The sequence below is a fragment of the Flagellimonas sp. genome (assembly GCF_965233845.1).
Lineage (GTDB): Bacteria > Bacteroidota > Bacteroidia > Flavobacteriales > Flavobacteriaceae > Flagellimonas.
On the sequence record NZ_OZ247584.1, the window covers coordinates 3,784,826 to 3,808,657 of the forward strand.

Annotated in this window: 15 protein-coding genes; 3 read left to right on the top strand and 12 right to left on the bottom strand. The window is 43.0% G+C overall.

Going from position 1 to position 23,832, the window contains the following annotated elements; genetic code table 11:
• Window positions 1-33: 33 nt before the first annotated feature.
• The 8 genes from ACO6S0_RS16855 to ACO6S0_RS16890 form a co-directional block, all read right to left on the bottom strand.
• Window positions 34-2,448 carry an FtsX-like permease family protein gene (locus ACO6S0_RS16855; RefSeq protein WP_422349472.1) on the bottom strand — a complete coding sequence of 805 codons (2,415 nt, stop codon included), beginning with the start codon at window positions 2,446-2,448 and terminating at the stop codon, window positions 34-36.
• 10 nt (window positions 2,449-2,458) lie between these two features.
• Window positions 2,459-4,858 carry an ABC transporter permease gene (locus ACO6S0_RS16860; protein WP_422349473.1) on the bottom strand — a complete coding sequence of 800 codons (2,400 nt, stop codon included), beginning with the start codon at window positions 4,856-4,858 and terminating at the stop codon, window positions 2,459-2,461.
• A gap of 25 nt (window positions 4,859-4,883) precedes the next feature.
• On the bottom strand, window positions 4,884-7,256 hold the full coding sequence (locus ACO6S0_RS16865; protein ID WP_422349474.1) for an FtsX-like permease family protein: 2,373 nt from the start codon (window positions 7,254-7,256) through the stop codon (window positions 4,884-4,886).
• Between the two features lie 61 nt (window positions 7,257-7,317).
• The gene (locus tag ACO6S0_RS16870; protein ID WP_422349475.1) at window positions 7,318-9,753 is read right to left on the bottom strand and encodes an ABC transporter permease; all 2,436 of its coding nucleotides are present in this window, start codon (window positions 9,751-9,753) and stop codon (window positions 7,318-7,320) included.
• A gap of 50 nt (window positions 9,754-9,803) precedes the next feature.
• Window positions 9,804-12,188 carry an ABC transporter permease gene (locus ACO6S0_RS16875; protein WP_422349476.1) on the bottom strand — a complete coding sequence of 795 codons (2,385 nt, stop codon included), beginning with the start codon at window positions 12,186-12,188 and terminating at the stop codon, window positions 9,804-9,806.
• 98 nt (window positions 12,189-12,286) lie between these two features.
• Window positions 12,287-12,982, bottom strand: coding sequence for an ABC transporter ATP-binding protein (locus ACO6S0_RS16880; RefSeq protein WP_422349477.1), 696 nt, complete (start codon window positions 12,980-12,982; stop codon window positions 12,287-12,289).
• Between the two features lie 72 nt (window positions 12,983-13,054).
• On the bottom strand, window positions 13,055-14,305 hold the full coding sequence (locus tag ACO6S0_RS16885; protein ID WP_422349478.1) for an efflux RND transporter periplasmic adaptor subunit: 1,251 nt from the start codon (window positions 14,303-14,305) through the stop codon (window positions 13,055-13,057).
• Between the two features lie 8 nt (window positions 14,306-14,313).
• Entirely contained in the window at window positions 14,314-15,654 is a 1,341-nt protein-coding gene (locus ACO6S0_RS16890) for a TolC family protein (RefSeq protein WP_422349479.1), read from the bottom strand.
• Window positions 15,655-15,858: 204 nt separating this feature from the next.
• Between ACO6S0_RS16890 and ACO6S0_RS16895 the strand changes: the two genes are divergently transcribed.
• Genes ACO6S0_RS16895 through ACO6S0_RS16905 form a run of 3 tightly spaced genes read left to right on the top strand, consistent with a single transcriptional unit; the run spans window position 15,859 to window position 19,033 of the window.
• A complete protein-coding gene (locus ACO6S0_RS16895) occupies window positions 15,859-17,223 on the top strand; it encodes a sigma-54-dependent transcriptional regulator (protein ID WP_422349480.1) in 1,365 nt (454 codons plus the stop codon).
• Window positions 17,223-18,572, top strand: a complete 1,350-nt coding sequence (locus ACO6S0_RS16900) for a sensor histidine kinase (RefSeq protein ID WP_422349481.1) — start codon at window positions 17,223-17,225, stop codon at window positions 18,570-18,572. The genes ACO6S0_RS16895 and ACO6S0_RS16900 overlap by 1 nt, the downstream gene beginning before the upstream one ends.
• Window positions 18,573-18,580: 8 nt before the next feature.
• On the top strand, window positions 18,581-19,033 hold the full coding sequence (locus ACO6S0_RS16905) for a 3-oxoacyl-ACP synthase (RefSeq protein ID WP_422349482.1): 453 nt from the start codon (window positions 18,581-18,583) through the stop codon (window positions 19,031-19,033).
• 15 nt (window positions 19,034-19,048) lie between these two features.
• On the opposite strand, the gene arfB is transcribed toward ACO6S0_RS16905, so the two are convergent.
• The 4 genes from arfB to ACO6S0_RS16925 form a co-directional block, all read right to left on the bottom strand.
• Window positions 19,049-19,453 carry an alternative ribosome rescue aminoacyl-tRNA hydrolase ArfB gene (gene arfB / locus ACO6S0_RS16910; protein WP_422349483.1) on the bottom strand — a complete coding sequence of 135 codons (405 nt, stop codon included), beginning with the start codon at window positions 19,451-19,453 and terminating at the stop codon, window positions 19,049-19,051.
• The gene (locus ACO6S0_RS16915) at window positions 19,416-20,426 is read right to left on the bottom strand and encodes a sulfate/molybdate ABC transporter ATP-binding protein (RefSeq protein WP_422349484.1); all 1,011 of its coding nucleotides are present in this window, start codon (window positions 20,424-20,426) and stop codon (window positions 19,416-19,418) included. The genes arfB and ACO6S0_RS16915 overlap by 38 nt, the downstream gene beginning before the upstream one ends.
• A 59-nt stretch (window positions 20,427-20,485) precedes the next feature.
• Window positions 20,486-22,639 carry a prolyl oligopeptidase family serine peptidase gene (locus tag ACO6S0_RS16920; RefSeq protein ID WP_422349485.1) on the bottom strand — a complete coding sequence of 718 codons (2,154 nt, stop codon included), beginning with the start codon at window positions 22,637-22,639 and terminating at the stop codon, window positions 20,486-20,488.
• Window positions 22,640-22,712: 73 nt separating this feature from the next.
• Window positions 22,713-23,726, bottom strand: coding sequence for an aspartate-semialdehyde dehydrogenase (locus ACO6S0_RS16925; RefSeq protein WP_422349486.1), 1,014 nt, complete (start codon window positions 23,724-23,726; stop codon window positions 22,713-22,715).
• Window positions 23,727-23,832: the final 106 nt, after the last annotated feature.

Consider the following 23,832-nt stretch of genomic DNA (forward strand, 5'->3'; position numbering starts at 1 on the left):
CGTATGTAAGATCTTATTCCCATCATTAGGTTTTTATTCGGTTCGTAAACTTTTAACCGGGTTTTGCGAAGCAGCTTTAATGGTCTTTGCACTAATTGTCAATAGCGCAATAAGCGTGGCCAGTACTCCCGACGCCAGAAAAAACCAGATGCTTAAATTTATTTTGAACGGATAGTTTTGTAGCCATTCGTCCATAAACCACCAAGCTATGGGCGAGGCAATTAAAAATGCAATAAACACCAGTTTTAAAAAGTCCTTGGTCAATAAAAATGTTATGTTGGCAACGCTTGCCCCAATAACTTTTCTCATACCAATTTCTTTGGTACGTTGCGTTACGATCAACAATGAAATGGCAAAAAGCCCAATACAACTTAGGACTATAGCAATGAAAGAGCCCGAGGTAATCATCGTGTTTATTTTCTCCTCCTTTCTAAAGGTGCGATTGACATTTTCGTCCAAGAAAGAACCTAAAAATTCAGCATTCGGTTCTATTTTGGCCCAGGCGTTCTTTATGGCGTCAAAGGATTTGGCTATGTTTTTTGGAGCGACCTTGACGTAAGCATAGAACAAAGGATAGTCCCTGCTCATCATCATGGATATGGGCTGAATGTTTTTGTCCAATTCTTCAAAATGGTAGTCTTTGACCACCCCAATCACTGGAAATCGTATGGAATCATTAAAACTTATGTAGGCCGTCAACGGGTCTTTTTCGCCAAACTCTTTGGCCATGGCCTCATTGATGACCACCCCTGAGCGGTCACTTGAATAGTCCCTACTAAAATTCCGCCCGGTAACAAGCTCTAAATCCAAAGTTTCCACATAGTCATAGTCTACGGTCAGGTAGTGGGTATTTATGACCCTGTTCTTGTATTCAAAGCCAAACACACTTTTAGAAACACTGCCGTCTTTTCCATAACCCAGATTGTTATCCGCCCCTGATATTTCCAATATGTCTGGATTGCCCGCTAGTTCATGGCGAAGGAGATCTAGGGCATCATAACTATTTTTCTTTCCATCCATGGGAAAAGAAACTACCTGTTCCTTGTTGAAACCCAAATCTTTATTTCGCATGAAATCAAGCTGGCTCCTTAGCACCAATGTCCCCGTAATCAGGAGGATGGCAATGCTAAACTGAACTACCATAAGGGTGTCCCGAACCCGATTTTCGCCTGAAATTTCAATTTTGCCCTTTAGGGACTGTAGGGTTCCCAACTTGCTCAACAGCATGGCCGGATAACCTCCAACAAGTAGTGTGATCAATATAACTGCCCCAGTAAAAATCAAGATAATGGTCGGGGTCATGATGACATCAAATGACACTTCGGAATCAAAAATGGTTTTGAACTGTTCTAGAAACAGGACGCTCAGGAATGCTCCAATACCTAGGGAAACCAAAAAGACAAGAAGACTCTCATTCCAGAATTGAAAGAAAAGATGTTTTCGTTTGGCTCCCAGCGTTTTTCGCATACCTATCTCCTTCAGGCGTTGCCCACTTTGGGCGACACTCATGTTTATAAAATTGACACAGGCAATAAAAAGAATCAAAAGGGCTATCCCTAAAACCAATAAGGGGCCACTTCGAACCACTTCCAAGGCACCATTTTTGAATCTTACGAAATTTTCATCTTTCAATGGTAAAAGTTCAAAGCGATAAAACCTGCCATCTGCATCCGGTAATGCACCGTCGCGTTTGGCATTGGCTATCCGCTGTGCAAAATTGATGTCTATGAGTGAACGCGTGGCAGGGTCAAATTGCCCGGGAGTCATGTTTTTGGATAGTTGTAGATAAACACTATGATATCTGGAATCCCATGCATCCATATTTTCTTGGTAGGAAGCTTCTTCTTCAAATCGCATTGCCACTTCAAAATCAATGCTGCTGTTTTCTGGGATATTGGCAACCACAGCACTAATGTTGAAGGGTTTGTCCTTACCATCAACAAGTACTTGGACCGTTTTCCCCACAGCATTTTCCTGGCCGAACAACACATGGGCCATATCTTCGGTAAGAACAATATCCGAACGTTTTTCCAATGGATTTTCCATTTTCCCCTTGACAACGGGAAAGGTGAACATTGAAAAGAAATCGGCATCCACCCAACTAACCTCCATATTCATTTCTTTCTCTCCATAGGAGATGATAACCTCTTCCTCTAAGTGGCGGGTCGCTTTTTCAATGCCCGGAACTTCCTTTTTTAAGGTTGGCATTAGCGGTACCCCATGGCTTTCACTAACCTGTTGCCCTTTTGGGTTTTGCCATATGGAGTACACTTTATAAATAGCGTCACCGTTCTCATGGAATTTATCAAAAGAGAGGTCAAAAAAACCGGCCATGGACAATAAAATTGCCACTCCGAATGCAACGGACAGACCTAGGATGTTCAATAAGGTGAAGACTTTGTTTTTAAGGAGACTTCTCCACGCGATTTTTAGATAGTTCTTGATCATAACGATGCACTTACTCTGTTCTAAGACTCTTTATAGGATTGGATTTTGCCGCTCTAATAGCTTGAAAACTGACCGTGACCACCGTGACCAGCATAGCCCCAATCATGGCCAAAGCAAAAATCCACCACTTAAGGATCACCCTGTACGGATACTCCTGCAGCCAACCATTCATCACGTAATACGCAATGGGAACCGCAATAAAACAGGAGATGATCACCAGCTTTAAAAAGTCTTTGGAGAGCATATTCCACACGTTGAAAACTGTGGCACCAAGCACTTTGCGCACCCCGATCTCCTTGGTACGCTGTTCGGCCACAAAGGAGGTAAGCCCAAACAGTCCCAAACAGCTGATCAAAATGGCTAGAGCCGTAAAAATTCCCGAAAGCCGTCCCACGCGCTCCTCCGCGGCAAACTTTTTGCCATATTCCTCGTCTATAAACTGATATTGGAAAGGCAACCCCGGAAAATGCTGATTGAATGCCCGCTCAATAATTGCCAGGTTTTGACTTGTGCTTTGTTTGGGATTGAGTCGAAGGTTATAAAAATTGGTGTAATCCTCTTTATTAAAGGCATATACTGCTTGTTTGACCGGCTTGTATGGAGATTGGGCAACCATATCTTCCACCACCCCTATGATCTTTACTGGAGGAGCTGGGTCTGTAGGTGCACTGTCCTTTAAAAGCACTCCAATAGGATTGGTGAGTCCCATATATTTCATGGCCGTTTCATTGATGAGAATAGCAGCGGAGTCAGAAGCAAATTCACGGGAAAAATCCCTGCCCTTGATAATCTTTAGATTAAGCGACTTGGCGTACTCAGGCGAGACGTCCGTCCACGCCAAATCTTCTTGAAATCCTTCAGGTTTGCCTTCCCAATCAAAACCGTTTCGGTTGGACCATACTCTTGTAGTGGGAGAGCTGGAGGATGACATTTCAATTGCTGCACCCGACGCCAAAAACTCACTCCGCATTAAATCGTATTTGCCCGTAAAATCTTCACTAAAAGTTGGGATTTGAATCAATCCTTCCTTGTCATACCCCACTGGTCTGTTCTTGGCAAAGTTGATTTGCTGCATAACTATTACGGTTCCAATGATAAAGGCCACGGAAACCGTAAACTGCAATACCACAAGAATTTTTCTGGGCATACTGGCATACTTTCCAGCCTTAAATGTTCCCTTCAATACGCGTACCGGCTTAAATGAAGACAGGTACAGGGCAGGATAACTTCCAGCCAAAAGAGCGGTCAAAAGCACAAAAATTAGTGAGAAGCCCCAGAAATTGATACTGCCCCATGGAAATTCTATGCTCTTGCGGGATAGATCATTGAATCCATCCAAGGAAATCAAGACAATAAAAACAGCCATGAGAAAGGCCAACATAACCACCAAAAAGGATTCACTTAAAAACTGGGAAATAAGCTGCCCTCTTTGGGAGCCAATGGATTTGCGAACACCTACTTCCTTGGCTCGTTTCTCGGATCGGGCCGTGCTCAGATTCATGAAGTTGATACAAGCCAAGAGCAAAACAAAAACACCGATAATGCCAAAAAGCCAAACATATTTTATTCTTCCACCAACCTGCTTGCCGTTTTCAAAATTACCGCGTAAATACCATTCTTGCATGGGAAAGAGAAAAAGCTGGGGGTCAAACTCGGCAATGTCTTCGCCGCTTTCTTTCTTTACATCCCTGATGGCGGCACTAATGGACGACATCGTCGTATTTTCTGCTATCTGCACAAACATTTGAAAAGAATTGTTCCCCCAATTATCCTCAGAATTCTTCACCCATTCCATGGAGGCCACATACTTGTCCCAGGGAACAATATAGCTTAGGTGTTTGAACGAATTGTTTACTGGAATATCTTCATACACAGCGGTCACGGTCATTGGGGACTCGCTATTTACGGTGATGATTTTACCTATGGGGTCCTCATTTCCAAACAAAACATGCGCTGTGGATTGGTTCAGCATGATGGAGTTTACATCCCTCAACCCATCTTTTTCGCCCTTTAGGATGTTTAGGTCCAGCATTTCCGGAGCCTCGCTTTGCATGAAATTCCCATCCCTGGATATGCTAGTTTCCATGTATTCCAAATACTGGGAAGTGCTCCAGGAAGACATTACAATATGCTTGAAATTTGCTCCGTACTCTTCGCGCAAAGCCTTTTCCAAAGGACGGGGAATGGCTGGCCCCGTGCCAATGGTGCCGTTGAAGTTTTCCGATTGGTAGATCTGTGCAATTTCCTCCCTGTTTGAAAAGTAACTGTTGTACGTAAGTTCATCTTCCATCCAAAGGCCGATGATCAATGTAACTGCCATCCCCAAGGCCAATCCTCCAATATTGATGATGGTATAGGCCTTGTTCTTTAAAAGGTTCCTCCAAGCAATTTTGAGATAGTTCTTTATCATGACTGACTGGTTTTGATTGATTGATTTATTCGGTTTGTATACTATTTACAGGGTTTGCGGTAGCTGATTTAATCGCCTGAAAACTTATGGTGAGCAAGGCCACGAACAAGGTTAGTCCGCCAGCAAGGATAAAGGCAAACATTGGAATGTTTATGCTATAGGCAAAACCATTTAACCAGTTGGTCATAAAATAATATGCCAGTGGTGAGGCAATTAGAATGGCGATGGCAATTAGTTTGAAAAAGTCTTTCGAGACCAACAAGGTTATATTATGCACACTTGCCCCAAGCACTTTTCGAATCCCAATTTCCTTGGTACGTTCCTTGGCAGTGAATGCTGCTAACCCAAATAGTCCTAAACAGGATAGCAGGACAGAAATCAACGCAAAATATCGCGCCAGGGTTCCCGTTAATATTTCCGCGTTGTAATTGGCGGCATATTCCTCATCCAGAAAGTCGTAATGCAACGGATTATCCGGGAGCACTTTGTCAAAAACTGCATGCACCGATGCTAAAGCCGCCTTGGTTTGGTTTCCATCCAATTTTATCATCATCTCTCCGGCATCATTGGGGTCCAAAAGAAATACGGTAGGCTGAATGGGTTCAAACAGCGAGCGGTTATGAAAATCTTCCACAACTCCAATAATGTGCCTTTGACTACCCCATAACTGTACCGTCTTTCCAATGGGACTGTCACCCAGATTCATTAGCTGGGCTGCAGTGTGGTTGACAACCAAATTAAGCGTGTCCTGGGTTCCTTCCCGATAATAGGCTCCATGTTTTATGGGAATTTCAAAAGCTTCTGGAAAATTGTGGGCCGTCCATAGCAAAGCAAATTCAATATTTTCCTGTTCCTGGGTTTTTCCTGGCCAACTTACCCCACTGCTAGAGGCTGGGGTTGATAACGGGGATGGTCCTACCAAGGTTACGTCCGCTATGCCTTCTGAAGCCATGAGTTCATTCCTTAAAGCTTCATATTTTTGGGTCAGGACCTCGTCTTGATGAATGGATATGATATGGTTCTTTGCAATTCCCAAATCCTTCTGATTGACAAAATCCACCTGCTTTTGGATGACCAGTGCCGAAATAATGAGCAACAGGGCCAGAGAGAACTGCAGCACTACCAATCCCTTTCGGAATGAGGTGGTGCTCTTTTGCTCTTTTCCCAATCCCTTTAAAGCGGCCACCGGTTTAAAAGAGGAAATAATGAATGAAGGGTACACTGCGGACAAAAACGTGGTCAAGAGAAAAACGCCTAGCAGAGTGAGCCAAAGCTGAGGCTCGGAAATATCAAGGCCAAGATTCTTATTGGTCAGTACATTTACAAAGGGTAACAGCAGCAAGGTAATCACAATGCCCACCAAAAAAGATGTTGCGGTTATCAATGAGGTTTCCGTGAAAAATTGCCCTATCAGCATGTTCTTTTTGGCGCCAATGGCCTTTCTGACCCCAATTTCGCTGGCTCTCTTGGTGGCATAGGCCGTGGAAAGGTTTATAAAATTGATACAGGAAATGACCAAAAGAAAAATAGCAGCCCAAGTGAAGATTCGAACATATTCAATACGACCTCCAGAGACTTGCGCTCGTTCATCAAATTGGTTGTGTAGGTAGTTATCTGAAAATTTTTGAAGTAAGATCCCTTCCTTAAACTCCCCAGAAATGTTTTCCTTGAACAAGGCCTCCACTTTGGGAACGACCTGTGCAATATTTGAATCTTCTCGCAACAAAAATGCTCCCTGCATGCCATTGTTGCCCCATTCCAATAGCCAATCGTTCTGACTAAGGTGGCGGTTGAATCCGTAGTAGAAATCGTTTTGGATGGAAGATTGACTTGGAAAATCCTCATAAACCATGGCCACCGCATAATCGCCATTGTCATAAATATGCACCGGACTTCCCAACGCTTGGGTCGCCCATTCATCTCCCCAAAATCGTTTGGCCAAACTTTCGGAAATAGCTATGGATTCCGGTTTGTTATCCAAATCATCCACATTTCCCAAAAGGATTGGAACTGTAAAATGTTTAAAAAATGCAGCATTGGTAAATGCGCCTGGTGCCCTAAAATCGGTATCCCCTATTCTCAGGTTGTCTTCAAAGGTGGCACCCAAAGTAATATAGTCCTCCACCTCTGGAAACTTTTCTTTGGCTTCGTTTAGCAACGGATAGGAAATGCCAGCGTACACATCCAAGATGCCATCTTCCAAAGGAATGGTTCGCTTCACGAGATAAAGTTGATCATCCTTTTCGTGATATTTGTTCATGCTGTATTCGTCAAAAACCCAAAGCAGCATGAGCACGGAAACGGCGATGGCGATTGATAATCCCACCGTGTTGATCAAGAAATAAACCTTGTTCTTTAAAAGGTTCCTCCAGGCAGTTTTTAAATAATTCCTAAACATGATTGTCCGATTTTAGACCCTTCGACTACACTCAGGGCTGGTTGATGATATTTTTTCTATTTCATTCGGTACGTAAACTGTTTACGGGGTTAACAATAGCTGCTTTAATACTTTGATAGCTCACGGTAAGCAGCGATATAACCACTGCCAAGACTGCCGCAAGTACCAAAACCCACCACTTAACTTCTATCCGATAGGAGAAATCCTCCAACCATTGGTTCATGGCATACCATCCTATGGGTAACGAAATCACAATGGCTACCGCTACCAATTTCAAGAAATCGGCGGAAAGCTTGTAGGTGATTTGACCTACACTGGCACCCAACACTTTACGAACCCCAATCTCCTTGGTGCGTTTTTCTGCATTAAATGCCGCCAGGCCAAACAAGCCAAGACAGGCAATTAAGATGGAAAGAGTGGTAAAGATGAAAAAGATTCTGCCCAAACGTTGTTCTGCCTTATAGGTCTTGTTAAAGGAATCTTCCATAAAGTAGTAGTCAAATGGCTGGCCCGGGGCCAATCTCCTCCAGATGTCCTGTACGCTGGTCAAAGCTCCTTGAAAATCTGCAGTTTCCAGCTTGATTGCCATAGAACCCGTATCGTTCCTCAGAAAAAGGCTGAGAGCCTCTATATCCTCACGGAATGGAGAGAAATGAAAATCCTTGACCACCCCTATTACAGCATAGAACTTTGGATTTTCCATTCCCCAATCGCTAGTGAAACGCTTTCCAAGTACTTCTTCTGGAGAAAGACCTATAGTGGCCAAAGCGGATTCATTAATGATGATGCTGGTGGAATCATTTTTGAACCGTCTGTCAAAGTCACGCCCGGCAATCAGATCAAATCCCATGGTGTTGACATAGTCTTGGTCCACATACCAGGTCTGCATACTTACGGCGCGTTCTTGATCGGTTACTCCATCTTCCGGGGCAAAAGTGCTATCGCTCCTAGAGGAAGGGGTCGGGAAAAAGCTTGTTAAGGTCGCATTTTTTACAAATCCCAATTTTTTGACCTCCTCCTTAAAGGACTCTGCCTGATCACCTACGGTATATACATCATTTACAACGAGTACCTGTTCTTTGGAGAAGCCCAAATCTTTGTTTTGAATGTACTCCAACTGTTGATAGACCACAAGGGTTCCAATGATTAGGAAGACAGATATGGCAAATTGGAAAATAACCAGTCCATTGCGCACCTTACTTCCGCCAAGGCTATTGCTGTTGGAGCCTTTCAATACTTTTACAGGGATAAACTTTGACATAAAGAATGCCGGATAACTTCCTGAGAAAACACCAAGCAGGATTCCCGCGGCCACAAGACTAAGCCAAAAAGCAGGACTCGCGTACGGGAACACAATTGCCTTGTCTGCCAAATCATTGAAAAATGGCAAAGCAATAACAGCCACCAAAATGGCCAAGAGCAAAGCTCCAAAAGATACCAGTCCCGACTCCACCAAGAATTGACGGATCAAATCAACTTTGTTGGATCCCAATGTTTTTCTCACTCCTACCTCCTTGGCTCTTTTCAGCGATTGGGCGGTAGAAAGATTCATGAAATTCACGCAGGCCAACACCAAGAGGAAAATGGCGATAAAGGATAGGATATAAATACTCTGGATATTGTTGTTTGGGCTTATTTCCGCAACCCGATCCGAATTCAAGTGAATATCCGTAAGCGGAATGGAATGATAGAACAGATGATTTCCCGCGGCCAAAAACTGTTCTTCAGTAATCCCGGGCATAAATTGTTGAACTCCCGGAATAACATATTTTCCTAAAAATGCACGGAGTGGGTTCTCCATATCAGAAGCTTTGGCAGACGGAATCAGCTTAAAAAATGTTTGGTAATTATTGCTGCCCCAATTTACCTCTCGGGAATCCTCATACCCCGACATTGCCATAAAAACAGAGTGATCTCTTAAAAACGAATTTTTGGGCATGTCTTCAACTACCCCAGCCACGGTAAAGGTCTGGGTGTTGTTCAGTTCCAAGGTCTGGCCCACAGCTGCGTTAATATTAAAGTGCTTTTCTGCTGCAGTTTTGGTGAGCAATAGCGTGTTTGGCAATTTTAGAGCGGTGTTGGGGTCTCCTGCCAGTAGTTTTAACCCAAACATTTTTAGAAAGGTGGAATCCACAAAAGTTGATTGCTGCTCTTTTACGTTCACCTCGGTTCCCGTGCGTTTGATCAGGACACTTCCTCTGGTACGAAACCTCGTAGTCAGTTCCACCTCAGCAAAATCATTGTCCAAAGCCTCCGCCAAGGGCGCCGGGGCTACAGCAAACTTGCGGTCCTCGCCTCCAAATTTGATGTCGGCATTTATCCGATGAATGCGATCAGCATCAGCAAACATGGTATCATAACTCAGCTCATCTTGAATGTAAAGGCCAATCAGGAGCGCACCTGCAATCCCAATGGCCAATCCAAACAAATTCAGGAAAGTAAAAAAGGGCTGCTTTTTTAAACTTCTCCATGCGATTTTTATATGATTTTTAAACATGACTGTTCGTTTTTCTATTTGGCCCTTCGACTTCGCTCTGGGCAAGTTGTTTATTCTGTTCTTAAACTTTTAATCGGGTTGGCTATGGCCGCCTTCAACGTTTGGTAACTTATGGTAAGCAGGGTAATCACCATGATGGAGAAAATAGCCAGGGCAAAAACCCACCAATGAATCTCTGTTCTATACGTGTAGCCTTGTAGCCACTGTTCCATTAAATACCAGGCTATTGGGGTTGCAAACAAGCCCGCAATTAGGATAAGCTTAAAGAAGTCCATCGAAAAAAGTGCCAGTATATTGGCAACATTGCTCCCTAAAACTTTTCGAATCCCAATTTCCTTGGTCCGTTGCCCCACATAGAATAGGATGAGACCATATAGACCCAAACAACCTATTAAAATGGCCAATGCCGAAAAGACTTTGGATAATGATAGGTAACGTTGTTCCGTTTCGTATTGTTCTGCCACTCGCTCATCCAAAAAGCGATACTCGTAGATATATCCCGAAAAAGCGTTGGACCATTCTTCTCCTATTTGCTCCAAGGTAAGCGCGGTATTGGTATTATTTATCTTGATGGCCAGTTCAGAAAACCAGGAGTTTTTGGCACCAATAAAAACTGGATTGATCGCATGGGTAAAATCGGTGTCATGAAAATCCTTGACCACACCAACAATGGTAGCTTTTACACTTCCTCCACTGGCTTCAAATTTTTTGCCCAACATCTCCTCGGGCGAATTCAAGCCCAGTTTCTCTCCCAATCTCTCATTGACCAAAACTTCTGCAAGGGAATCGCTTTCAAAGAAGTTACGTCCAGCAATTAAAGGAATGTCAAATGTGTTCAGGTAATTGGTGTCACCCGCCTTAATCTCAATACTAAATTCCTCTGGCTCTGCTTTGTTATGATATCTTATACTGGTTCCCCAATTGCTGTTGGACCCCCCAGGGCTGCTTAAACAAGCCGAAACATTTTTAACTCCCGTAATTTGACCAAGACGTTCCTTTAACCCATTCAGCTGAACCGGATCCAACTCGCTGGGAATGTCCACCATGACAACAAAATCTTTGTCAAACCCTAAATCAGTATTTACAGCATAGTCAATTTGTCTGGAGATGATCAAAGTAGCCGCAATCAAGGTGATGGAAATAGCAAACTGGGCAACTACCAATATTTTTCGGGTAGTTGCTCCCCCAGTATCATTGTGATCTAGTTTTCCTTTTAGGGCAAGGACGGGAACAATGCGCGACATGAGAATGCCAGGATAACTTCCGGAAAGGAAGGAAACTATCAATAATACCAAGGTCAAAAAGACAATAAATTGTGTGTTCAAAAGATTATATGCCGATAACTCAATCTGAAACAATGCATTAAACGACGGTAGAAACAGAATGGCCAATCCTATACCGATAAGGAGTGCAAACAAACCAATTACAAAAGTCTCAGAAAGAAACTGCCAAAACAGATGTTGTTTAAAGCTTCCCAAGACCTTTCGCACACCTATTTCCTTTGATCGGTAGAAAGCTTGGGCCGTTGATATGTTGATGAAATTGATGGAGGCTATGATGATCAAGAAAAGCCCGATAATCCCAAACACCCAAAGAAGGGTTGGATCTAAACCTCCATAGGCTGGATCTAAATGGGCTTCCGCTAAAGGCTGCAACCTATAAATATGTTTGTTTTTACTTTTTGCCCTATGCTTTATTGGGAGTTCCAAAAGCGCTGTTTCAATAGTACTTATATCCTGATTGGGCCTAAGCAGGGAGTAGCACTGAAGATTGGTAGTGATCCCGCCCCAGCTTTCCGAGCCTGCAAACTCAAAGAAATCCTTGACATTGTCGAAGGAAACAAACAGCTCACTTTTAAGGAAGGTTGTTTTTGGAAGGTCTTTTAAAATCCCTGTGATTTGGATTGTTCTATCATTTTCAAGCACAAAAGTTTCGCCAACAATGTCGGTTTTCCCAAATAGTCTGTTTGCAGCAGTTTCCGTTAACACAGCAGTATTGGGCGCTGCAAGGGAGATATTATTACTTCCGTCTACAAGCGGGAAATTGAAGATTTTGAAGAAATCTTCCTCGGCAAAAACAATGTCTTCCTTAAACTTGCTTTCCACCCCATTGATTTCCATGTCCACCACCAACCCATCATAGTTGACAATTTTTGCCACTTTTTCTGCATAATCGTATTCGTTCAAAAAAGTCTTTGCAAAAGCGGGAGGAACACTGGGGTCATATTCAATATCATCCCTGTGTTCCTCTGTGACCATCCTGTAGATCCGATCCGAATTTGCATGAAAATTGTCAAATGAAAGATGGTAGTTTAAGAACAGGTAGATCAGGATACTACTACCAAATCCTACCGCAAGTCCAAGGATGTTGATTGCGGTAAATACCTTTCTCTTGATTAAATTTCTCCAGGCAATTCGGAAATGGTTCTTAAACATGGTTCTCGTTTTTTGATTGTACCTGTGGTTTAACACAGGCTGATTTTTGATGCTGAATCAAGTTCAGCATAGATTGATGAATAAACTCGGGAGCACTTTTAAACCATAGCTCCCATTGGTTTGTTTTGACTTTGGGTTACAATTTGCCCATCGAAGAGGTTGATGACCCTGTGCGCATAATGCGAATCACGATCGGAGTGCGTCACCATAACGATGGTGGTCCCTTCTTGATTCAATTCTGTTAACAGGTTCATGACCTCTATCCCATTTTTGGAGTCCAAATTACCCGTGGGCTCATCCGCCAAGATCAACTTTGGATTGGTCACAACGGCACGGGCAATAGCGACTCTTTGTTGTTGTCCACCGGAAAGCTGCTGTGGAAAGTGTTTTTCGCGGTGCGCAATTTTCATTCGTTCCAAAACCTTTTTCACCTTCTCCCTGCGTTCACTTTTGTTCATCTTTAGATAGATGAGCGGTAGTTCCACATTTTCATAGACGGTAAGCTCGTCAATCAGGTTAAAACTCTGAAAAACAAATCCTAGGTTTCCTTTTCGCAATTGGGTGCGTTGGCTTTCCTTTAGCCCACCCACCTGATGACCAGCAAATTCATAGCTCCCCTCTGTGGGATTGTCCAACATACCAATGATGTTGAGCAAAGTTGACTTTCCGCATCCAGAAGGGCCCATAATGGCAACGAATTCTCCTTCGGCAACGTTGAGGTCTACCCCGTTTAGGGCCAGGGTCTCCACTTCTTCGGTTCTAAAGCTCTTTTTAAGTTGTTGTATTTGTATCATTTTTTGATTGTTATCTGATTTGACTTCTGTATGTAAAGACACCTCGCTTTAGCTTGATGTGACACTTCAACTTTATTTTAATACAATTCTTTCCGCGGTTCCAAAACTGTCATAGTTGGAGGTGATGACCCGTTCCCCCGGCTGCAGTCCTTCCAGCACTTCAAAATATCTCGAGTTTTGTTTTCCTATTCTGATATTACGCTTTAAGGCTTCGTTTTCATTTTCATTGACCACAAAGACCCACTGTCCTCCAGTACTCTGGAAAAATCCGCCTTTGGGCAAAAGCAAGGCCTCATTGGATGCTCCCAACTGCAATCGGATATTATAGCTTTGCCCCGTTCTTATGGTTTCTGGCTTTTCTCCTGTGAAGACCAAGTCCACCTGGAACCTTCCGTTTCTCACCTCTGGATAAACTTTGCGAACTCTAAGCCCATATTCGTTTCCATTTCGTTCCAAGGTGGCGGACAATTCCCGCTTCACCCGATCAATATAATGTTCGTCAATTTCAGCTTCAATCTTGAAATCTGTCAAAACATTGATTTGCCCAATACGCTGCCCTTGTGTAATGTTCTGCCCAATTTCGGCATCCAGAAAACCCAACTGCCCATCTGCGGGAGCACGCACGTTTAAATGATCCAAGCGTTCATAAACCATGGACAAGGTTTGTCGCATACGCTGCAAGTCCGCATCCAAGCTGGTCAAAGAGGTTTTGCGCAATTCATCATCTTGCTCGGTTTGTAGCTTAACAATATCAAATTGTCTTTTGGAGAGCTCATAATTTTCTTTGGACAACAAATACGCTTCTTTCGAAACCAATTCATCTTGATAGAGCGCTTCATTCTGCTCATAATTTCGTTTCAGTCGCTGAAGGTCGTATTCCGCAGTGGCCAAATTTCGTCTCCCCTCCACCTGTCTTGAATCAAAGGTGAGTTTGGTGGAACGAAGGTCGTTCTGCTTTAGGGCCAGGTTGCTTTCACTGGCAAGAATCTGTTCATAAAGCCCAATATTCTCCAACTTCAGAATAATGTCCCCTTTCTTCACCATGGTTCCTTCCTCAATCAGTTTTTCAGCAACACGCCCTCCTTCGTAGGCATCCATGTAAATGGTAGCTATGGGCGCCACATTGCCATTGATGGTAATAAAGTCGTCAAACTTACCTTCACTGACCTGAGCAATGGAAAGTCGTTCCTTTTGGGTTCTATAAGTTGATACCGAAGTGGAGAAAAGCAACTTCCATCCCACAAATAATAGCAATAGCCCCAAGGCGATGTAGCCATAGTGTTTTGGACGCAGTCCTTTCTTTTTTTCGAGTTGTATATCCATTTTACTTCTTAGTTGATATTAAAAATTGGTAGTCCATTATAGAAATCTATCGTGCTCTTGTTTATTTTCAAACGCAGTCCTACCTGTAAGTTCTCATTTTGTGCTACCCCATATAAATTCTTGGCCTGGAACAGATCCAACGCATTGATCAGCCCCTTCTCATATCTTTTTTGGGCTATGGTAAAGGCAAGCTCCTGGGCCTGCACCCTTTTATTGCTCTGCTCATATTCTGCCACCAACGCTCTTTGCGTCTGAACCAATTGTTGTAGCAGCTGAAACAGCTCTTGTTCCTGAATTTCCAAATTGTTCTTGGCCTGCAAATACGCAATCTTCTGTTGCTTTACTTGAGAGCGATTGGACCAACCCAAGCTTATGGGTATGTTGAGTTCCGCTCCTATAAACTTGGAGGTATTGTCCTTGATCTGTGTTCTAAAGGGAATAAGGTTGCCATCAGCGTCCACATTGGTCTCAAAATAACTGGTCCCAATTCCCGCAATGAATGCAAGGGAGGGATACAGGTTTCCTCTTGTGGCCTGCAATTGTTTTTTGGCAGCTTTAAGTCTGAATTCCTGAGATTTTACCAAGGGAACAAATCCTCTAGCCGTTTGGTAAAGTGAATCCAATGATACATCTTCGGTGTTGGCATCTCCAACCGATTCGATAGCAGTTTGCAATGTGATTTCCTCATTTTCCGTATAGTTCATTTCCTGAAAAAGCACCAGTTTGGCATTGGCCAACAAATTCTGGTTTTGTGTCACTAGTAATTTATCCCCCAGTAAATTGGATTCGGCTTCGTAGAGATCAGCTCCGGCCATCATCCCCAACTCCACTTGCTTTTGAACCAAATCGTAATTGGATTGGGAAATTTTCTGTTGCTCCAAGGAATTGGCCACAAGGCCTTCAAAAAATTTGATGTCATAAAAAGCGCTCATTACCCTAAAGGCCAACAAAAACTTTTGCTGGGTCACATCTTCCTGGGCCGCCTTATAAATAAACTTGGAGGCTTTGATTGCATTGATTTTTTGAAACCCTCGGAAAACATCCAAATTGGCTCCGAGCGAATAATTGTTTCTAAAAAACTCGGTGTTGACAAAATCGTTGGTGTTCGGGTCTTCAGACCTACCAAACTGTATTCTATAATCCGAGTAACCGGTGACACTGGGCAACAGATTCCGTACCGATTGTCTGTAACTTTCCTGATTGGAATCCTCAGTATAGGAAGTGTTCTTCACTTGAAGGTTATGGGCAATGGCATATGCCACACAATCATCCAACGACCACGTTTTTTGACTCACGGCGGCTGTTGAAATCAGCAAGGCTAAGAAGAAAATATGATGTTTTAAAGTCATTTTTTATTTACTGTGCCAAACTTATTACTATTCCTGTGCCAAATACATAACATGATGACTTTCAGTTTATTATAAAATTGCCTTTATTCATCGTACTGCTAATGTGTAAAATATTTATACAAAAAATGTCAAATTATTTTACACTTTCCCAAAACTATGTGGGTCAATTTGTAGTTTTAGATCCAAAGTCGAAATAAATATTCCATGACGGATGCCAAAATCTTAGTGATAGACGACAACAAGAGCGTGTTGAGTGCACTCGAAATTCTATTGCAATTCGAGTATAAAAGTGTGGAAACACTTTTCAACCCCAACCAAATTTCCTCTTTTGCCCACATGGATCAAATAGACATTGTGCTCTTGGACATGAATTTTTCGGCTGGGGTCAATACGGGTAATGAGGGGTTGTACTGGTTGAATGAAATCAAGAAAAAATCCCCCCATACCTCTGTAATTATGATGACTGCCTACGGAGCGGTGGATCTTGCCGTTAAGGCCTTGAAGCAAGGCGCATCAGATTTTGTTCTGAAACCTTGGAACAATGAGCGTTTGTTGACCACGGTTAAATCTGCATTTGAGCTCAGAAAATCCAAACAAGAAATTCATCAGCTCAAGAAAAAGGAAAATGAGCTAAAACAGGTCATTAATGAGGACAAGAATTTCATTATTGGAAATTCCCAAGCGTTGACTTCTGTGTTAAACTTGGTCCGAAAGGTGGCCAAGACTGATGTCAATGTTTTGATTACCGGTGAAAATGGCACAGGAAAAGAACTCATTGCCCGGGAATTACATCGACTGTCCATAAGAAAAGATGAACTTTTCATTGGGGTTGACATGGGCTCTATTGCAGAAAACCTGTTTGAAAGTGAGCTGTTTGGACATATGAAGGGTGCATTTACCGATGCCAAGGATGACCGCGCCGGTAAATTTGAAGCCGCCCATCAAGGTACCTTGTTCTTGGATGAAATGGGAAACCTCTCCCTACAAATGCAAGCCAAATTATTGTCAGCCATACAAAACAAATCTGTGGTTAGGGTAGGTTCCAACAAACCCATTGATGTTGACATACGTCTCATTTGTGCTACCAATTGCAATTTGCCACAGATGGTTGCAGACGGATTATTCAGGGAAGATTTACTTTATAGGATCAACACCATCAATATAGAGGTTCCTCCCTTAAGGGAGCGGGAAGGGGATATTTTGATTTTAGCCGATTTTTTTCTGAAGAAGTTCGCCAGCAAATATGACAAACCTGGATTGCGAATCAACAATTTGGCCCAGGAAAAGCTAATGGAATATCCATGGCCCGGCAATGTGAGAGAACTCCAGCACACCATGGAACGGGCCGTGATTCTTTCCGAAGGAAATGTGTTAAAGCCCACGGACTTTTTGCTGCACTCCAAACCCTCACAATCTTTTGATACCGGCCCGGCCACTTTGGATGAAATGGAGCAACAAATGATTTCCAAAGCCTTGGAACAGCACGATGGAAACTATAGTGCTGCTGCAGATCAGCTGGGAATTTCCAGGCAGACCCTGTACAACAAAATGAAAAAAAAGAATAGGTAATGGCCAGTCGGAATTTTTATTTGCAACTCATCTTTAGCGTAATTTTAATTGCGCTAACCGCCTTGCTCTTGGCCTGGTCCATTGTTAATCGCTGGTATTTTACTTTGGGTTTAACCGTAATTTTAATGATTGCCCAAGTGCATACCTTGATTCGGTTCATTAACAGAACCAACCGTAAAATCGCCTATTTTTTTGATGCCATCCGAAATGAGGATTTCACGCTCCGATTCCCAGAGAAGGTTACTATAAAATCGTTCAAAGAGCTCAATCAAAGTTTGAATAGGGTCAACGGGCTAATTCAGGAAGTGCATTTGCAATTACAGATCAGAGAGCAGTATTACCAAGAGATTCTAAAGCAGGCAAGTATAGGCATCATGACCTTTAATGAAAAGGGGCATATCCTTTTTTCCAATCCCACCTTGGAAAAACTGCTGAACTACTCTCCTTTAAACCATATTAAACAATTGGCCCAAGTTGATGAAGGGTTATATGAAGTTTTTAAATCGTTCAAGCCTTTTGAAAGGCGTTTGTTCCAGTTGACCAATGAACGGGAACAAAATCAACTGGCGCTAAAGTCGACTCCTTTGGAGCTGGATGGTCAATCTTTATTGTTGGTTGTGGTGCAAGATATTCATGAAGAGTTGGATGAAAAGGAAACCGAATCCTGGGTGCGGTTAATCCGGGTGCTCACCCATGAGATCATGAACACCATTACCCCCATTGCCTCTATTTCAGACTCTATCATCAAGTACTATCGAAAACAGGGTAAGCAAGTGGCCTTGGAAGATTTGGATCAAACCCAGATCAAGAACACCTTAAAAGGATTGGAGGTCATTAAGGAACAAGGCAGCAATCTTATGGATTTTGTGCAGTCCTATAGGAGCATGCTCAATGTACCCGAACCCAACAAAGCCATCGTTAAAGGAAGTAAGCTCCTGGAGAAAATCCAGGTGCTTATGTCCCCCAAACTGGAACAAGAAACCGACTTTCAGGTTAGCTGTAATCCGGAGAATTTGGAGTTCTTTATTGATGAAAAGCAAATCTCACAGGTACTCATTAATTTGAGCAAAAATGCACTTCAGTCTGTAAAAGAAACAGACAATGGAAAGGTGCGTTTGCTGGCTGGGGAAGATGGTGATGGCAACAAATTTATTCAAGTGGTGGACAATGGGCCCGGAATCCCTACTGAGCTTATTGATGAGATTTTTGTGCCCTTTTTTACCACCAAAACGGAGGGTACCGGTATTGGTCTAAGCCTTTCCAGAAGGGTAGTGCAACTGCACGGTGGAAGTTTAAAAGTGCATTCCATTCCCCATCAAGAGACGGTTTTCAAATTAACTTTTGCCTAAAAGCAACTATGGAAATCAAAGAATCCTTATTGCATTTCTGCCAAGACTATGTACGCCAAAAACAGGAAGTGCTCAAAAAAAGAGGTGCCTCATTACAGGAGTCCTTAAATTCAGAAACCAAGAGCAGTGCTGGAGACAAGCATGAAACAGGACGGGCCATGGTGCAACTGGAACAGGAAAAGTTGGGACAGCAGCTACAGGAAATTGAAAAAATGACCCAAGTCTTAAAACTAGTGGACATAGGCGCATCAACCCAAAAAATAGGATTGGGTAATCTGGTACAAACCTCAACTGCTCGTTACTTCATAGCCATTTCTGCGGGAGCTTTTAGACCCAAAAACGGAAGCCCTATCTTTTGTATTTCGCCAAGCACGCCCATCGCAAAATTGTTGTTGGGCAAAGAAGTTGGTGACACCTTTATGTTTAATGGAAAGAGCCATAAAATCCTAGAGTTGATCTAGGATTACTGTTTTATCCTAGTCCAACTCTGGAGGCTTCCGGTTGGTCTTTTTGTTCGCGGCTATTTTTTTGGATTGTAGCCTTTTTTCCACTGAGGATTTGGTTGGTCTTGTGGCCTTCCGTTTTTTGGTTTTCTTAAGCCCACTTTGCAACAAGTCATAAAAGCGTATCACGACCAGGTTCTTGTTCTGATGTTGGCTTCTGGCTTGGTCGGACTGCAATTTTAAAATCCCTTCCTTAGTCAATCTGGCATCCAATTTTAACAACAGCCTTTCCTTTTCTTGGTCTGAAAGACCCAAGGATTGGTAAATGTCAAAACTAAGTTCAACTTTGGAAGAGACCTTGTTCACATGTTGACCTCCCGCACCGCTGCTTCTTACAGCCTTAAACTGAAGTTCTTTCTGAATCTGTTCCTTGTTCAACTTGGAGTCTGCTATTGATGGTTTCCAAAGATACATTAAGGAAAACTGCTTTACCTGGTTTTATTTTCTTTGGAGAATTGAAATACAGAACGGTGCCCTCACTTTCTTCACATTCATTAAGGTAATGGCTTCCCTTAAAAAAGGAATTGGTCACAACCACTTTTAATCCTGAGGTTTCGGATACCTGGAATTCATGGGGGTAAATCAAAACGGACTTGTCAATTGCCGCATAGGATTTTAACATCCTGATAGGAACTTCGTTGACCTCCCCAAACAATGAGGCCGTGTAATAGTTTGGCGGGTTTTGGTATAGCTTTCTTGTTTTTTTGTCAGCAATGATTTTTCCATTTTCCAGCACTATTGTCCGGTCTGCATAGGGCAAAACATCGTTGGGATCGTGACTGGCGGTAAGTACCGTGATTCCTTTTTCCTTTAAATAGGCAAACAGATTTCTTCGGAGTGAATTCCGTTTAAAATTGTCAATATGTCCAAAAGGTTCGTCGAGTAATAAAAGCTCCGGTTCTTGGGCCAAAACCCTTGCCAATGCCACCCTTTGTTGTTGTCCACCGCTAAGGTTTTTGACCTTGGTCTTGGCACAATCCTCGAGTTCAATGAGCAGTAAAAGTTCTTGTATGCGTGCCGCATGGTTTTCCCGATCAAAAACCGATAGATGTTGGCCAATGTTCTCAGTAACAGTGGTGAATGGCATCAAATCAAAATCCTGAGCCAAATATTTCATATAGGATTCACCTGGCACAAGATTATAATTGGGTCCCAAAGCCTGTTTATCTCCCCAAAGCACATGCCCATTTTCAATATGCAAAAGCCCATATATAATCTTGAGTAATGTACTTTTCCCTGAACCGCTTTCTCCCATCAAGGCCATATGCTCCCCTTTGTCCACTTGAAAGGAAATATCCTTCAATGTGGCTTCATTTTGATAGGAAAAGGCATCAATCTGAACGTTGAGCATAAGGTTGAAAATAAAAATCCGTCTCTAATGAAACGGATTTTAAAGAGGTTACTGTATGGTTAATCCTTAAATTCTTTCAATACTGCCTGATTGGGAAGCTTGTCAAAGCCCATATTGAACAAGGTGAACCCAAAAATATCAGCGTATTGTTCAATGATCTTGCTTACTGGAGTACCTGCGCCATGTCCGGCATTGGTTTCAATGCGAATCAGGGTGGGATTGTCTCCAGCTTGTTTCTCTTGCAGCACTGCGGCGAACTTAAAACTGTGTGCTGGCACCACTCTGTCATCATGATCTCCCGTGGTGACCAAGGTGGCAGGGTAAGCCGTTCCCTCCGTTACGTTATGCACGGGGGAATAGTTTTTCAAATACCTGAACATCTCCTCACTTTCTTCTGCCGTGCCATAGTCATAGGCCCATCCGGCACCTGCTGTAAACGTATGATAGCGCAACATGTCCAAAACCCCAACCGCTGGTAAGGCCACTTGCATCAAATCTGGGCGTTGGGTCATGGTTGCCCCCACCAACAATCCTCCGTTGGAACCGCCCCTGATGGCCAAATACTCCTTGGAAGTATATTGATGTTCTAGCAGATATTCAGCTGCGGCAATAAAATCATCAAATACATTCTGCTTTTGCTGTTTGGTCCCCGCTATATGCCATTTTTTACCATATTCTCCCCCTCCCCTTAAATTGGGAACGGCATAAATTCCACCTTGTTCCATCCAAATGGCGTTGGCAATACTGAACGAAGGCGTAAGGCTAATATTAAAGCCACCGTAACCATATAGGATCGTAGGATTTTTGCCATTGAGCTCCAAACCTTTTTTATGGGTAATGATCATAGGTACCTTTGTACCGTCCTTGGAGTTGTAAAAAACCTGTGTGGATTCATAATCCTCCGGATTAAAATCGATATCGGGATTCCAATACTGCTCGTACGCGCCCGTTTCCACGTTGTATTTATAGGACGAGCTTGGGGTGTTATAGTTGGTAAAGGAGAAGTAGAACTCTTGATCCTCTTTTTTGCCTCCAAAGCCATTGGCGCTACCAACCCCTGGAAGCTTTACCTCGCGAACCAAGTTCCCTTGATAATCGTATTGCATTACTTTGGATATGGCATCTACCATATACTCGGCAAAGAAGTAACCTCCCCCTGTACCTGAGGTCAATACATGTTCAGTTTCCGGAATTACATCTTGCCAGTGCTCCGGTGTTGGATTGGATGCATCTGCAACAACAATCTTCTTGTTTGGGGCGTTTCGGTTGGTCACCATATAGAGTTTGGATCCATCTGTATCAATAACATACGTATCGGATTCGGTGTCGTCCAAAATAGTGACCAATGGATTCTCTAGCGAAGAAAGGTCTTTCATGAACAGCTTGTTCCCCGAAGTTGATGTTGCCGCCGAAATAAAAAGATATTTCCCATCCTCCGACACATTTCCTCCCACATAGCGATGCTTTTCTTCAGAAGTGCCGCCAAAAATAACAGGATCCTCGGATTGGGGGGTACCCAGCTTATGATAGTAGAGTTTATGCTGGTCGGTTTTGGCAGATAATTCACTCCCGTCAGGTTTGTCATAACTGGAATAAAAGAACCCCTCGTTGCCCTTCCAAGAAATTCCACTGAATTTGATATCCACCAAGGTGTCCTCCACAATTTCTCTACTCTCAGTGTCAATCACAATCCCTTTTCGCCAATCGCTTCCTCCTTCGGATATCAAATAAGCGGCTTTGGAACCATCTTTGGTAAAATTCAATGACATTAAAGAGGTTGTTCCGTCCTCAGAAAATTTATTGGGATCCAAAAAAACCTCTTCTTCCCCTCCCTCTTTTTTACGGTAAACTACATATTGGTTTTGCAGACCGTTGTTTTTGTAGAAGTAGGTATAGTCGCCCTCTTTAAACGGGGAGCCCACTTTTTCATAGTTCCACAATTTTTCCAAACGATTTTTTAAATCTTCCCGAAATGGAATCTGATCCAAATAACCAAAAGTTGCGGCATTTTGTTCCTTGACCCAAGCCTCGGTTTCCGAACTTCGATCGTCTTCAAGCCAACGATAAGGGTCTTTGACCTCGGTTCCAAAATAGGTGTCAACAGTGTCCACTTTCTTGGTGTTGGGATATGTCACGATTATGGGTTCTCTTTGGGGTGTGTTTTGACAGGCCGTCATTGCGATTACAGCAGTTAATAGACTGAATTTTTTCATTTTTATCTGATTGATGCCGATAAAAATACGCAAATATGCATTTCCCTTAACGGAAAATCAAAACGCCTGGAATTTAGGATACAGCTTCAGAAGTATTGGCCACCAAATTGTTCGCCACCAAATATTCTGCAATCTGCACGGCATTGGTCGCAGCTCCTTTTCTTAGGTTATCGGCCACAATCCACATGTTCAGTGTATTGCGCTGGGTCTCATCCCTACGGATTCGACCAACAAATACCTCGTCCTTGCCATGTGCATAAATGGGCATGGGATAGGTGTTGGTTTCTGGATTGTCCTGTACGATAATCCCTGGAGTGTCGCTTAGCAGTTGTCTAACCTCATTGAGATCAAAATCCTTATGGAATTCCACGTTCACAGATTCAGAATGGCCTCCTGCTGTTGGGATTCGAACTGCGGTTGCAGATACTGAAAAGGTGCGGTCATCCAGAATTTTTTGTGGCTCGCGGGCCAGTTTCATCTCTTCCTTGGTGTAGCCATTTTCCAAGAAAACATCACAGTGGGGCAAGGCATTTTTACCAATGGGATAGGGATAGGCCATTTCACCTTCTACCCCAGCAATTTCGTTTTCCAATTGTTGAACCGCTTTTACCCCGGTCCCGGAAACAGATTGATAGGTGGAAACCACCACCCGCTTCATTTGATATTTTTTGTGCAAGGGATCTAAAGCCAAAACCATCTGGATGGTGGAGCAATTTGGGTTTGCTATAATCTTATCCTCTGGGGTCAATTGGTCGGCATTGATTTCGGGAACCACCAATTTTTTATCTGGATCCATGCGCCATGCAGATGAATTGTCAATAACGGTGGTGCCCACTTCGGCAAATTTTGGAGCCCACTCCAAAGAAGTGCTCCCCCCTGCTGAGAAAATCGCAATCTCTGGCTGCGCGGCTACCGCATCTGCAAGGCCTATTACCGTATGTTCTTCGCCTTTATACAACAATTTCTTCCCAACTGAACGTTCAGAGGCCACCAACAACAATTCCGTTATGGGGAAATTACGCTCCGCCAATACATTCAACATTACTTCGCCTACCATTCCAGTGGCTCCAACAACCGCTACTTTCATTTTATCTTATTTTGAAGGAACAAATTTAGAACAGAATAGGTTCTAAACAAGCATTTGCACAAGTATTAAGCAATAAATAACAAAATGTTATAAATAAAACAACCAT

Bases quoted from the DNA above. Each gene is read 5' to 3' on its own strand.
- ACO6S0_RS16855 (WP_422349472.1), bottom strand. From the start codon at position 2,448: ATGATCAAGAACTATCTAAAAATCGCGTGGAGAAGTCTCCTTAAAAAC.
- ACO6S0_RS16860 (WP_422349473.1), bottom strand. From the start codon at position 4,858: ATGATAAAGAACTATCTCAAAATTGCTTGGAGGAACCTTTTAAAGAAC.
- ACO6S0_RS16865 (WP_422349474.1), bottom strand. From the start codon at position 7,256: ATGTTTAGGAATTATTTAAAAACTGCCTGGAGGAACCTTTTAAAGAAC.
- ACO6S0_RS16870 (WP_422349475.1), bottom strand. From the start codon at position 9,753: ATGTTTAAAAATCATATAAAAATCGCATGGAGAAGTTTAAAAAAGCAG.
- ACO6S0_RS16875 (WP_422349476.1), bottom strand. From the start codon at position 12,188: ATGTTTAAGAACCATTTCCGAATTGCCTGGAGAAATTTAATCAAGAGA.
- ACO6S0_RS16880 (WP_422349477.1), bottom strand. From the start codon at position 12,982: ATGATACAAATACAACAACTTAAAAAGAGCTTTAGAACCGAAGAAGTG.
- ACO6S0_RS16885 (WP_422349478.1), bottom strand. From the start codon at position 14,305: ATGGATATACAACTCGAAAAAAAGAAAGGACTGCGTCCAAAACACTAT.
- ACO6S0_RS16890 (WP_422349479.1), bottom strand. From the start codon at position 15,654: ATGACTTTAAAACATCATATTTTCTTCTTAGCCTTGCTGATTTCAACA.
- ACO6S0_RS16895 (WP_422349480.1), top strand. From the start codon at position 15,859: ATGACGGATGCCAAAATCTTAGTGATAGACGACAACAAGAGCGTGTTG.
- ACO6S0_RS16900 (WP_422349481.1), top strand. From the start codon at position 17,223: ATGGCCAGTCGGAATTTTTATTTGCAACTCATCTTTAGCGTAATTTTA.
- ACO6S0_RS16905 (WP_422349482.1), top strand. From the start codon at position 18,581: ATGGAAATCAAAGAATCCTTATTGCATTTCTGCCAAGACTATGTACGC.
- ACO6S0_RS16915 (WP_422349484.1), bottom strand. From the start codon at position 20,426: ATGCTCAACGTTCAGATTGATGCCTTTTCCTATCAAAATGAAGCCACA.
- ACO6S0_RS16920 (WP_422349485.1), bottom strand. From the start codon at position 22,639: ATGAAAAAATTCAGTCTATTAACTGCTGTAATCGCAATGACGGCCTGT.
- ACO6S0_RS16925 (WP_422349486.1), bottom strand. From the start codon at position 23,726: ATGAAAGTAGCGGTTGTTGGAGCCACTGGAATGGTAGGCGAAGTAATG.